Source organism: Roseburia sp. AF20-18LB (assembly GCF_003461185.1).
Taxonomy (GTDB): Bacteria; Bacillota; Clostridia; order Lachnospirales; family Lachnospiraceae; genus Roseburia_C; species Roseburia_C amylophila.
On the sequence record NZ_QTWP01000001.1, the window covers coordinates 146,633 to 158,842 of the forward strand.

The 12,210-nt window shown below is 35.8% G+C and carries 19 protein-coding genes; 13 read left to right on the top strand and 6 right to left on the bottom strand.

Annotated features, from left to right (window positions below; all coding sequences use genetic code 11):
• The first annotated feature begins 42 nt into the window (after window positions 1-42).
• The 3 genes from yneA to DWX65_RS00775 all read left to right on the top strand — a co-directional run bounded on the left by yneA (window position 43) and on the right by DWX65_RS00775 (window position 2,206).
• Entirely contained in the window at window positions 43-519 is a 477-nt protein-coding gene (yneA, locus tag DWX65_RS00765) for a cell division suppressor protein YneA (RefSeq protein WP_118172572.1), read from the top strand.
• A 227-nt stretch (window positions 520-746) separates the two neighbouring features.
• Window positions 747-1,364, top strand: a complete 618-nt coding sequence (locus tag DWX65_RS00770; RefSeq protein ID WP_118057467.1) for an SGNH/GDSL hydrolase family protein — start codon at window positions 747-749, stop codon at window positions 1,362-1,364.
• 191 nt (window positions 1,365-1,555) lie between these two features.
• Window positions 1,556-2,206 (top strand): lysophospholipid acyltransferase family protein, encoded by a 651-nt coding sequence (locus DWX65_RS00775; RefSeq protein WP_330414716.1) that lies wholly within the window; start codon window positions 1,556-1,558, stop codon window positions 2,204-2,206.
• A 137-nt stretch (window positions 2,207-2,343) separates the two neighbouring features.
• Here DWX65_RS00775 and DWX65_RS00780 read toward each other — a convergent pair whose 3' ends face one another.
• Window positions 2,344-3,393 carry a tyrosine-type recombinase/integrase gene (locus DWX65_RS00780; RefSeq protein ID WP_118057465.1) on the bottom strand — a complete coding sequence of 350 codons (1,050 nt, stop codon included), beginning with the start codon at window positions 3,391-3,393 and terminating at the stop codon, window positions 2,344-2,346.
• Window positions 3,386-4,114 (bottom strand): tRNA lysidine(34) synthetase, encoded by a 729-nt coding sequence (locus DWX65_RS00785; RefSeq protein ID WP_118172573.1) that lies wholly within the window; start codon window positions 4,112-4,114, stop codon window positions 3,386-3,388. Before DWX65_RS00785 ends, DWX65_RS00780 begins: the two co-directional genes overlap by 8 nt.
• A 116-nt stretch (window positions 4,115-4,230) precedes the next feature.
• Here DWX65_RS00785 and dtd point away from each other — a divergent pair, with 116 nt between their 5' ends.
• The 10 genes from dtd (at window position 4,231) to DWX65_RS00815 (ending at window position 9,421) form a co-directional block, all read left to right on the top strand.
• Entirely contained in the window at window positions 4,231-4,680 is a 450-nt protein-coding gene (gene dtd, locus DWX65_RS00790) for a D-aminoacyl-tRNA deacylase (RefSeq protein ID WP_117699216.1), read from the top strand.
• 358 nt (window positions 4,681-5,038) lie between these two features.
• Window positions 5,039-5,971, top strand: coding sequence for a rolling circle replication-associated protein (locus tag DWX65_RS00795; RefSeq protein WP_147339111.1), 933 nt, complete (start codon window positions 5,039-5,041; stop codon window positions 5,969-5,971).
• Window positions 5,958-6,122 (top strand): hypothetical protein, encoded by a 165-nt coding sequence (locus DWX65_RS14875; protein ID WP_158564674.1) that lies wholly within the window; start codon window positions 5,958-5,960, stop codon window positions 6,120-6,122. Before DWX65_RS00795 ends, DWX65_RS14875 begins: the two co-directional genes overlap by 14 nt.
• 3 nt (window positions 6,123-6,125) lie before the next feature.
• Window positions 6,126-6,353, top strand: a complete 228-nt coding sequence (locus DWX65_RS00800) for a hypothetical protein (RefSeq protein WP_118172575.1) — start codon at window positions 6,126-6,128, stop codon at window positions 6,351-6,353.
• A gap of 7 nt (window positions 6,354-6,360) precedes the next feature.
• Window positions 6,361-6,537 (top strand): hypothetical protein, encoded by a 177-nt coding sequence (locus tag DWX65_RS14880; protein ID WP_158564675.1) that lies wholly within the window; start codon window positions 6,361-6,363, stop codon window positions 6,535-6,537.
• Window position 6,538: 1 nt separating this feature from the next.
• A complete protein-coding gene (locus DWX65_RS15460; protein WP_278336290.1) occupies window positions 6,539-6,673 on the top strand; it encodes a hypothetical protein in 135 nt (44 codons plus the stop codon).
• A gap of 16 nt (window positions 6,674-6,689) precedes the next feature.
• Window positions 6,690-6,854: a hypothetical protein gene (locus DWX65_RS14885; RefSeq protein ID WP_158564676.1), complete on the top strand. Its 165-nt coding sequence runs from the start codon at window positions 6,690-6,692 to the stop codon at window positions 6,852-6,854.
• Between the two features lie 71 nt (window positions 6,855-6,925).
• Window positions 6,926-8,548 (top strand): hypothetical protein, encoded by a 1,623-nt coding sequence (locus tag DWX65_RS00805; RefSeq protein WP_118172576.1) that lies wholly within the window; start codon window positions 6,926-6,928, stop codon window positions 8,546-8,548.
• An 11-nt stretch (window positions 8,549-8,559) separates the two neighbouring features.
• Complete coding sequence (locus DWX65_RS00810; protein ID WP_118172577.1) at window positions 8,560-8,787, top strand: hypothetical protein; 228 nt, start codon at window positions 8,560-8,562, stop codon at window positions 8,785-8,787.
• 13 nt (window positions 8,788-8,800) lie between these two features.
• Window positions 8,801-9,421, top strand: a complete 621-nt coding sequence (locus DWX65_RS00815; protein ID WP_118172578.1) for a zonular occludens toxin domain-containing protein — start codon at window positions 8,801-8,803, stop codon at window positions 9,419-9,421.
• A gap of 48 nt (window positions 9,422-9,469) precedes the next feature.
• On the opposite strand, the gene DWX65_RS14890 is transcribed toward DWX65_RS00815, so the two are convergent.
• The 4 genes from DWX65_RS14890 to DWX65_RS00825 all read right to left on the bottom strand — a co-directional run bounded on the left by DWX65_RS14890 (window position 9,470) and on the right by DWX65_RS00825 (window position 12,153).
• On the bottom strand, window positions 9,470-9,637 hold the full coding sequence (locus DWX65_RS14890) for a hypothetical protein (protein WP_158564677.1): 168 nt from the start codon (window positions 9,635-9,637) through the stop codon (window positions 9,470-9,472).
• A gap of 1,238 nt (window positions 9,638-10,875) precedes the next feature.
• Window positions 10,876-11,772, bottom strand: coding sequence for a hypothetical protein (locus DWX65_RS00820; RefSeq protein WP_118172579.1), 897 nt, complete (start codon window positions 11,770-11,772; stop codon window positions 10,876-10,878).
• Window positions 11,769-11,906, bottom strand: a complete 138-nt coding sequence (locus DWX65_RS14895; RefSeq protein ID WP_158564678.1) for a hypothetical protein — start codon at window positions 11,904-11,906, stop codon at window positions 11,769-11,771. Before DWX65_RS14895 ends, DWX65_RS00820 begins: the two co-directional genes overlap by 4 nt.
• Before the next feature lie 4 nt (window positions 11,907-11,910).
• Window positions 11,911-12,153, bottom strand: coding sequence for a hypothetical protein (locus DWX65_RS00825; RefSeq protein WP_118172580.1), 243 nt, complete (start codon window positions 12,151-12,153; stop codon window positions 11,911-11,913).
• Window positions 12,154-12,210 lie beyond the last annotated feature (57 nt).

The window sequence follows — 12,210 nt, forward strand, 5'->3', positions numbered from 1 at the left end:
TAAACAAATGTTCGCAACAGACGTTCGAAAGGAGACGAAACAATGAATCGTGATAATAGAGTATATGGATACAACGAATATAAAGAATACTACGGAAGGGGAAATAGAATGGACAACAGGCGCAGAGATATGGATGGAACTCAGTATACATCGAATCGTACGATGGCAATTCGTGCAAACGGAGGAAGAAACAAAGCATATGTGTGCCAGATTCAAAGATATCTTATTATTTCTTTTCTGGCAGTGCTTTTAACCATCCTTGGTGTTATTTTAGGAAGCAACCTGCTTGCTTCTTCACAGAGCAAAGCTTCCAATGAGGTAAATACCTATAAATATTATACCAGCATTGAAGTACAGAAAGGGGATACTCTCTGGACGATTGCAGAGCAATATGCAGATGATGATGCCGATTATGCCTCTTATATCGAAGAAGTAAAAGAGATGAACCAGTTGACCAGTGATACCATCCATGCGGGAGAGTACCTTACTGTTTCTTATTCTTCCAGTGAATTTAAATAGGATTTCAGATATGACAGAACACAGACCGCTTTTAGATAAATTAGATACCTTTCTGGATAAATAAGATATACAAGAAGAGATTTTGTTTTAATGTTATTTTAAATATTATTTTTAATTTTATATTGACTTTTCATAGTAACCATATTAATATAGTAGGAAATTAGAAAAAGTATTATTTTCAACTACATATATCAAATTACATTATTTTAGACAAATGGAGGTTTACTATGAAAGAAATATTATGCTTTGGCGATTCAAATACTTACGGTTTAATTCCTGGCACAAAAGAGAGATATGGACGTGATACCAGATGGACAGGTCTTTTAGAACAACATTTATATGAAAAAGGTTATCGTATTATAGAAGAAGGTTTATGCGGTAGAACCACCGTCTTTGAAGATGAGCTAAGAGAGGGACGGAAGGGGGCTGCCTTACTTCCGACACTGTTAGAAAGCCACGCTCCAATTGACCGGGTTGTTCTTATGTTAGGAACGAATGACTGCAAAAGCTTATATAATGCATCAGCAGAAGTAATCGGACTTGGAATAGAACAATTATTAAAACAGATTCGGAAAATTGATTCAGATACCCGTGTTTTGTTAATTTCTCCAATCCAATTGGGAGAAGGAGTTTGGGAGCCGGAGTTTGATCCTGAATTTAATCAAAAATCTGTTGAAGTATCTAAAAAATTAAAATCCGTTTATCAAAGAATTGCCCTAAAATACAACTGTGATTTTCTTGCTGCATCTGATATTGCAGCACCAAGCAGTGCTGATAGAGAACATTTAAATGAAGAGGGACATCAGAAGCTGGCAGAAGCAGTCCTTAAAGTGATTGCAGCATAATATGCTAAGAAATTTAAAATAAAATTTATCAGAAAAGAAAGAATAGTTGTCGAATTTTCGGAATGTGGTATAATAGCTATGTATTATTTTACGCATAGTACAAGATTAAAATATCAAGGAGTTAGAAAATGTTACGTTTTATATATGTTATTATAATGAATCTTTTTCGAGCCCCATATATTATACCGAAAATGAGAAAGTGGGCAGATCATCCGGAAAAATATTCGGAAGAGGAACGATATAAACTGGTTCGTCATGTCATTTATTTAATGAAGCGTTCCGGTAAAATCAAGACTGTAGCCTATGGCGAAGAAAATCTTCCAAAAGAAGGTGGATATGTTATGTATCCGAATCATCAGGGTAAATATGATGCTCTTGGTATCATAAGCACTCATAAGGAACCATGTTCCCTTGTTATGGACGAAGCAAAATCCCATACCATTCTGGTAAGTGAATTTGTTGACTTACTTCAGGGTAAGCGTTTAATAAAAGATAATGTCCGTCAGGCTTTGAAAATTATTACCGAAGTTTCAGAAGATGTAAAGAACGGAAAGAAATACATTCTTTTTCCGGAAGGTGGTTACGAATTCAATAACCGTAATCGTGTCTGTGATTTCAAAGCGGGTAGTTTTAAATCTGCAATAAAAGCACATGTACCAATTGTACCAATTGCGCTGATTGATTCCTACAAAGTCTTTAACAGTTTTTATCTGTGGCCAATTACTACACAGGTTCATTATTTGGAGCCGATTTATTACGAAGAGTATAAAGATATGAAATCCAAAGAAATTGCCGAATTAGTAAAACAGCGGATTCAGGATAAGATATCAAGTATTTTATAAGATTCCTTTTATTATCTTATATTAAAACAGTTTCCCTTCTGGTGATTATAAATATATTTTTACTTTTATAATACTGGAAGGGAAACTGTTTTTCTTATAAAATATTAATTATAATATAATGATAAGAATGCTTATTTTTATTCATCCCGCAAATGAATATATTTTGGAGCAGTTCTTCGACGTTCATCCTCTAAGGCCGCATAATGCTTTTTCGTGGTATTTACATCTTTATGGCCTAAGACATCAGCCACCAGGTAAATATCGCCTGTTTCGCGATATAGTGACGTTCCATAGGTACTTCTTAATTTATGCGGTGTAATATTCTTCATGGTAGTAATTAATTTTGAGTATTTTTTTACCAGATTTTCTACTGCCCGGACACCGATTCGTTTCTTCTGCAGGGAAAGGAAGAGGGCATTGGTGCTTCCTTCCACAGCTTCAATGGTATTTCTTTCTTCCAGATAATTTAAAAGGGCTGTGCGAACCTCATCACCAAAGTATACAACAACTTCAGCTCCACCTTTTCGATGCACTTTGATTCCGTTGTTACGAAAGTCTACATCTGTGATATCAAGTCCCACACATTCGGAAACACGAATTCCAGTTCCTAAAAGTAAAGTCATAATAGCAAGGTCACGACATTTGGTCTGTTCATGAAACTTTTGCTGGCGTTCGGTTAATTTTTCACCAGATTCAACTTCATCTAACAGCATAGCAACTTCATCTACATCAAGTCTCGTTATGGTTTTTTCGTGTTTTTTTGGCATCCGGACAAGCTGTGCAGGATTTTTTGTTATCATTTCTTTACAGAAATAGTAATTATAAAAGCTTCGTAAGCTTGCCAGTTTACGTGAAATGCCTCTTTCATCATTGGTATGCGCAACACCATCTTTTTCATAAACCCTTAAATAATCAAGATATTCCTCAATATCCATAGGCGAAATCTGGTCTAACAAATCGATGGTGAATTCATTTACCGGCTTTTTCGCACAAATGGGATTATTCTGATGTATAAAATCAAAAAATATACCTAAATCATATGCATAAGCCAATAGGGTCCGGGACGAAACAGACGCTTTCATTCCGATAAAAAACTCTCGGCAGAAGGGGGGCAGCTCCTTCTGAAGTTCACGTAACTTTAATTCATTTTTTGTATTTACTGATTCATAATATGCCTTTTCATTCATTGGATAATTGCCTCCAGTCTGGAATATTCCCATTTAAAATTGCTGTAAATAAACGGTTCCTTACACCAGGATGATCTTTATTAAGCTGTTGTAATAAATCCTTGGCATACTGACGCTTTGTTTTTCCATCAAATGTACATGGATTTTTAACAACAGGAAGATTGTAATGATTTTTAAAACCAATTACATCGACTTCCGGAACATACATCAGTGGCCGGATAACATCGAGATTGCTACGGTCGAGATGTGTAACAGGAGGAAATGTATAAAATCTTCCCTCGAACATAAGCGAAAGTAACATAGTTTCTATGATATCATCTTTATGATGAGCATAAGCAACCTTATTGCACCCAAGTTCTATGATAGCCTGATTTAATGCTCCTTTTCGAAGCTTGGCGCAAAGGGAGCAGGGGCTATTCTTTTTGTTCTGCTCTTTTATAATTGCCCCAATCTGTGTTGGAATAATATGATATGGCACATCCAGCTTCTGACACAATGCTTTGATTTCTGTTAAATCAAAATCCGGATATCCCAAATCAACTGTTATGGCAGTAAGAGAGTAGTGCACCGGATAAAATCTGCGTAGACCAGCCAGGGCATATAGCAGCGTAAGACTGTCTTTTCCTCCGGAAATACCAACCGCAATAGAATCATTTTCCTTAATCATCTGAAAATCATCCATCGCCTTTCTGGTATAACTATATAATTTTTGAAGTTTCATGAATAGCCTCCAAGTTTTGTGTTTTACGAATACATTATACATGAAAACTACTGGAAAATCCATGTCTTTACATATATAATAGGATAAGAATATGTAATGAAAGGAATTATAGAAGAATGAAATTTGTAATACAGCGTGTTACACATGCCAAAGTTGAAGTTGAACAGAAAATTATTGGTTCCATTCAGAATGGCTACCTGGTATTAATCGGAATTGCTGAGGATGATAATGAAGAAATTGCAGATAAATTAGTTAAAAAGCTATTGGGATTAAGGATTTTTGCAGATGAGAATGGCAAGACAAATTTAAGTCTAAAGGATGTAAATGGATCCCTTTTGTTAGTTTCACAATTTACATTATATGCAGATTGTCGTAAGGGAAATCGACCGTCCTTTGTAAATGCAGGTAATCCAGAAAAAGCTAACGAGTTATATGAATATATCATTGGAAAATGTCGTGACGAAGTTCCAGATGTACAAACTGGTTCCTTTGGAGCCGATATGAAGATAACTTTGCTGAATGACGGTCCATTTACAATTATATTAGATTCAAAAGACTTGATGTAAAGTCTGCTTTGTGCGTTAATATGGTATATATAGTGGTAGTGAAGCATCTATTCGCAAAACTCGCTCGTAGTTTTGCGAAAATGTAGGCAACGCCGGAATGGTAGTTTGTGCCATGCGATATTCATACTCTCCCCTTTGAGCATGGCGCTTATAAACTATTCGCAAAATGGGTGTTTTGCTGAATAGATTAATGTACGATATAAAAAAATAAAATAGATAACTCATAATCAGAAGAAAGGTTATGAGCTATCTATTTTTTTTGTACCCAATTTAAATAGCTAGTTCTGGGTGGCAGGGTGTTGCCCCTACTTGACTATGGCAACACTTTTCAGTCATTAGGGAAAAAATGGCTTACAATGTGAAAATTACAGAATTCGCTAACGGACAATTGGAAATTACAACGTATAAGCAGGGCGTTTATACAATGTTGGACGGTGAGAGTTCTTATCGTGCTGATATGATTGATAAAAATGCTGATGCGTTAGCGTGGCGGTTTGCGTCTTATGTCGTTGACGAAAAGACCGGACAAGGTCGTTTTATTCCTCGCATTGAAGATAGGGAATATTGCTATAATCCGTTTACTGAAAAGATTCAACGTGTTTATACGGATGCTGATGAATGGGCTATTGAACGTAAAAAAGAACATTCTTTGTATAGTTCACTTAACCGTACACGTTCTACCTTGTATATGTACGCTCGGCAATGCAACTGGGAGTATTTTATCACATTGACTTATTCGCCAGATAAGATTGAAAATCGTTATGATTATTCTTTGTGTATGAAAAAGGTGCATGTATGGATAAATAATTGCAGGAAACGAAAAGCGGCAGATTTATTATATCTGCTTGTGCCTGAACAACATAAAGATGGTGCTTGGCATATACACGGATTGTTATGTAATACTACTGGCTTAACGTTTACTGATTCTGGAAAAAGATATAATGAAAAAATTGTCTATAACTTGAATGATTGGAAACTAGGCTTTTCAACTGCTACAGAAGTTGATGATACATATAAGGTATCTAACTATATAACTAAATATATAACAAAAGATTTGTGTGCTGTTACTCCGGGAAAACAACGGTATTTTGTATCAAAGTCGATTCCAAAACCGAAAACATTTACTGCATTAATAAACCCGGATGAAGTAGTTAGTTTTATTCAAGAAGTAGCTGATTCCTGCGGTGCTGATTTAGAATATCAAAAGGATGTTAGCGGTTACTTGGATGTTAACTATAAATATTTTAAAAAAAGTCAAAAAGGAGAAAAGAAAGAGAATGGCAAACAGTGAAGAAAATGAAAAGATGGCAGATATTAAGATTATAGTATCTGCAAAGGCACAATCGCAGGCGGTTTACATTGAGGCGGTCGTTATGCCGGAGATTGTCGCAGTATTGGAAAAGTACAAAAAAGATATTATTGAATTAGGAGAGGAGCAGTAAAGGATGGTTAAATTAGTCGGATATGTAGAAATGAAAAAGAAAGTTGGAAAGATACTTTTTGTGGAGCAGGATGGTGTTGATGGTTGCGTTGGTAAAGCAACTGATAAGATTTTTTTGTTTGATGATTTATCACAAAAAATAAAGCCGGATTCTGTTGGACATGAGGTTATTGTCAGTTATAGTTGCGGCTATAATGGCAAGGCTTATGTTGCTGATGTTGTTGTAAAGTAGGTCTGTTATGGAAAATGTATTAAATACAGAAATATCAGATACGGTTACGGAAGTTGCGTCCAGTGATTTATTTGCTACCCATGCTGGAAATATGGAAGTATTGCTTATATGTGTATTGTTCGGAATCGGTGTATTGTGTGGATTGGTTATCGCAAGAATATTGTTCAATAAGGTGAGGTATTAATATGCAAACATATGATATTTATGGTGCAATTACAATCTTCGGAATGGGTATTATAGGCGGTTTTCTATTCGGTTGCTCATGTGAAGTTATATCATTTGCAATCGGTGGAATTATAAAGTTTTTTAAAAAAGCATGAAAAGGAGGAAAAAACAATGGAAGGTATTCAGACTGCATTAACAGAAGCGTTTACAACTGTTGCTACCAATTGCAATACTGCAATTGCTAATGTATTACCTATCGCATTAGGCGTTGTTGGTGCTGTAATGGTTGTTACATTTGGCATCAAAGTGTTTAAGAAACTGACAGGTAAGGCGTAAGGTACGTTTGGCAACTGACTGGCATGGAATGAATTTTCCATGCCAGTTTTTGAATTAAAGGAGATAACATAATGAAAACAATTGCTAAAAGAATATGTATAATATTTATGGCGTTATATTTATCTGTGTCAACTGTTGTATGTGACTATCAGCAGGCGCAGGCGGCAGAATGGGCGTATACATTATGGTCATTAAGTGAAGTTATGGGAACGCTTTTAGGTATGCTGGGAATAACTTGGACTGCTGCTGAAGCATATGAAAATAAAGACGTCATAGAAAAAGATGCAAAATCAATACTCGATTCTATAAAATCGGCTGTTGATTCTGAGATGGATGGTATAGATGAAACATTTGATATATGGTTAGATAATGTAATACAAGATGCGCAGGAAACTGGACGTATTGTTATGGATGCCGGCTCGGATGGGTGGCATAAGTTGAAAGAATGGGCGGCGGATATGTTTACCGGGACTGATGGGTCAAAGGTCGGAAGTAAACCGCATGAAGCTTATCCAACGTTAACGCCGGGTTCGATTGCTGATACGCTTTCTATACAATTACCGTATTTAACCACTACACAAATGGAACAAATCAAAGCTAAGTATGATAATACAGATTTTAACGCATTGACTATTTATAAATATAAAGATTTAAGCACGACTTATGTTAAACCTTGGGCTGGTTCTACTAATATTCCTTGTACTGTATATTATTATTATGTTACTGTTTATGACATTCCTAGTAATGTGGCTGCAAAGGGTGTATATACTGATGAAAGCAGCACGGGCGGTGGTCTTTATTATAACATTTATAATGATGATGGTTCTTTTCAGAAAAGTATTAATGCCGTGAATAAAAATGGATTTGTATATCAAGTTGTATTAGATTCTAATAATGTGCCAATTTATGAATATGCGCCTAGTTATGGCGTAAGTAAAGCTATTAGATGGAATCAAGGAACTTGGCTTTTTGATGGCTTTGTTACTGATCGAAACGGAATAAGTCAGCGTTTGGCTTGTGTGAACGACCCGGGGCGTATTTTGTACTCAACTATAGCGGTTGATGGTGTCCGTGGTGACCTTGCGCCGGATGTTATATTTCCTAAAATATTGGGCGGACTGTCTGTGCCGGATTCAATATTAGATTTAATAAATAGCGGTACTTACCCGGATGCATATGATGTTGTTGTACCGGGTCAAACTGCCGGAGAGGATGAAGCAGGAAACAAAGTTATAAACGGTGATATTGATGTACCCGTGTCAGATATTCCGGTTGGTGGAGTGGCAGAGGGTGACGCGGTTATTGACTTACCTATACCGGGAGTTACTCCGGTTGATAAGGTTGGGGATGTTGTAATTGATACGGATATTCCTATTGATGATGTTATTGATGATTCCACTACGCCTGATCCTCCAACAGATGATAAGAATAACAAATTAAAATATGACGGATGGACAACTATATTTCCATTTTGTATTCCATTTGATTTAGTCCGGTGCTTCGAAGTATTAAAAGCGAAGCCAGTAGCTCCGGAATGGGAATACACTTTGAAAGTTGATTCGTTAAACTTTGAATATACGTTCCATCTGAATTTTGACAAGGTAAGACCACTGGTAACAATATTTAGAACTGGAATATTACTAACATTCATTGTTGGTCTGATTTTAGTAACACGAAACATTATAAAAGGATAGGGGGGATTTTTATGGATTTTTCAGCAGTATCGGGCATATTCGATAAAATATTAAAGTTCTTGCCTACAAGTCCATTTATAACATTTATAAATAAGATGCAGGATTTGCCATACTTAGGCTATCTCAATTACTTCTTGCCTATAAGTCAGATTATTGCAATTGGTGAGGCGTGGCTTGTGGCAATTGGTTTGTTTTATGCGTATCAAATTATTTTAAGATGGATTAGGGCAATAGAATAGAGGTGAATATATATTGATAACATTGTATTCAGGTACGCCGGGTAGTGGTAAATCATTACATCTAGCGGAAAAGTTATACTATAGAATCCGTTCCGGGCGTCCAACAATATGCAATTTTGATGTTCATGTAAACTATAAAAAGATAAAAGCTAAAAGATTCTATGATTCGTTTTGCTATATTGATAACTTGGAATTGACGCCGCAAAGACTTATAGATTATTCACAAAATCTATTTAAAAACAAAAGGCCAAAAGAGGGTAGTATATTATTAGTTATTGATGAATGTCAGATATTATTTAATTCAAGGGATTGGGGGCGTACTGGTCGCAACGAGTGGTTGTCCTTTTTTACGCAACATAGGAAATACGGATATGACATTGTATTAGTAAGTCAGTTTGACCGGATGATTGATAGACAGATTCGCTCATTAATAGAATATGAACTTGTGCATAGAAAAGTATCTAATTATGGATTGATTGGAAAAATATTATCCATGATTAGTATAGGCAATTTATTTGTATCGGTTAAAATATGGTATCCAATGAAAGAAAAGGTTGGTAGCCAGTTCTTTAAAGCTCATAAAAAATACTATAGTTTATATGATACTTATAACATATTTACAACGCCTGGTTGAATGGGTGGGGCTTGGGGTCCCCACCATGATGCCAGGCGTTGCGATATGTTAAAAAATCATATAACCATTTTTGCGTAGCCACATTACAAACAATATAATTACAAAAGTAGCAATAATTCCGCAAATATCGGTAAATATGGATTTGTTCCCCTTGCCAGATATACGATATGTTTTTGGTTTGATTTTTATTTCTTTGAATCTGTTTTTTCTGCTCATGATGTACCCCCTATATCATTAGAATGAATAATTGTATTGTAACATATCTTATAGTGGGGCGTCCAGTAATCCCGAAGTAGCAAGTAGGAATTGGCGCAAGCGCAGCTTGTCTAAGCTGTGCTTGTTCACCTATATATATAAAAGATTATTTTTTGTCAACGGCTACGTTTTTTTTAGCCACTGTTTTTGTGGCTTAAAAAAAATTAACTGATCGTTTCACTGGTTTTGTGGAACATCCAGTTAACCGTTTACTAAAATTGGCTTTTATATTTGGTAGTAGCTTGTATTTGAAAAGATTATACAATTAATAAAAAAAGTTGACTATCGTGCGTTAGTATGGTATATATAGGGTGTGAGTTATCTATTCGCAAAACACAGCTTTTACGAATAAATAACTCACAATCAATATATAGCATACTAATGCACAGAAGTCAACATTTTTTTTCTGTTCTAGCGTATAAAATACAACATGTAAACCCTTACATCCATAGATAAAACGTCTATGGATGCAACTTTTGCAAGCAAAAGCAAGGCGTTGACATATTGATTTATATACGCAAAGGTAGGGAAAATCCGGAGATTTTCCCATAATAAAACCGTGTGCAGATGCACACGGTTGAAACTCATTATATAATTATCAAACCACTCACTACCAGTAATTAACCACCACGAAAGATAATTGATTGTCCTTTTTAAATGCAAGCTACTACCGACATAAAAGTCAAATTCTGTAAACGGTTAACTGAATGTTCCACAAAAACCGTGGAACGATCAGTTAATTTTTTTAGGCCACAAAAACAGTGGCTAAAAAAACATAGCCGTTGACAAAATTAGACTTTTATATACACGGGCGAACAAGCACAGCTTAGGCAAGCTGTGCTTCGCACAAGCTAACACTGGTCAAACCGGAGCAAATCCTCCGCCCGGATGCCTAAACACTTTGATAGACTGGCGGCATTGCATACCACTACAAAATAGCATCAATTCAATAAGAATCTTCCACAAATTCACCGGATGAATCAAAATGACCAGTGCTAACAGACGGTACACCCATTTTATGATTAAGAAACGTATCAGCTAGTGTACAAACAGCGAACACAAAAAACAACACCAAAAAGCTAACAACAATAAATTTAAACACCTTTTTTTTCAAGACAAATCACACCCCCTTATATAATATATCAATTATATCACAAGTGCCTTTGTCCGCGCAAGCTGTCCGGACAAAGGCACTAAGTTTACTTTTTTTTCATTCTTCTTTTTAACCGTTTAGAACGGTTGGTTATAGCATCATTATCAGGATTTATTTCTCCACGCATGGTAAGTATTTCCTCCTCACTCATCATATCACCCTCATCTACTGACTTTTTCAATTTATCAACGCAGGCTAACGTATCATATGAATTGTAATCTGAATCAAGTATTAAAAATCCAGTACGTTTACGAGGTTTTACCATAGTAGGGTCAGAAGCATATTCCATTTCATCAGCATCATATTCATTCTGTATCATAAACCGCCAAATTTTATTGCAATTAATACACTTTTGAGTAACAGACCTCATAAGCGCATCCGTTAGCTTGAACTTTTGTGACGAATACATAAAAGAAATGTGATAATGCCTTGAAGTAATTAACGTATTCAAAAATGCCGGGTCAATATTTGTTTTAAAACTCCGGCTATTTAGTTGTGCGCTTGCCTCATCCAGTACAACAATAACAACAGTTCGTGTATTCTGTTCATCATCAATAGCCTTGTTACGGTAAGCGCAACATACCACTTGGGAAAGTGATTGCAACGGTTCGAACGGTACAGATAACAATTCTACGTTGCTAATGATATGTACCTTTTGTCGGACAAATTTCTTTCGTCCTCTATCCCACACCATTTTATTATTATACCGTTTGAATATAGCATCTACATAATGAACAATAGACAGAGTCTTTCCACCGCCAAAATGAGCACAGTAACAATTTAATATCCCGGCGTTATAATAGTTATACTGCTTATGTCTGAAATACATGATAGTATCTTTTGCAGCATAACAGATTGTTTTTATTGGATGAAACGCTACTATCCTAGCAATGACAGACAGCCACAGCAATATAGCTATTCCGATTATTACAATAAATATCATTTTTTCATTCCCCCAATCAGTCCGCAAGCCATAGTAAACAGTTCAAGAGACATCATAACCACTACAAGCCGGACAAATACATAAACGTCTAACGTTGTGCTCTCTCCAATAATTAAATTTACGATTGCATCCATAAAACTATTTCACCCCCTTAAGTACATTATTTCTCCAATGCCGCATGCACGACCAACAGAACATAAAAAGCAGGAGAAACATTATAACCGACAATTTATCATCTATGGAAACAAGTGTATTGTTATCCAGCGTACCGCCGGAATCAGTAATTTCCGTAGACGTTTCCACGTTCTCCGTATTTTCTTCCATGTTTTCCGTAGAAATCTGCATAGTTTCCGTATCATATACAACAACCTCACTACTCATTCACTAATACCTCTCATAAACTTTATAATCAAACCTATTGCAAGGCAGAACACGACA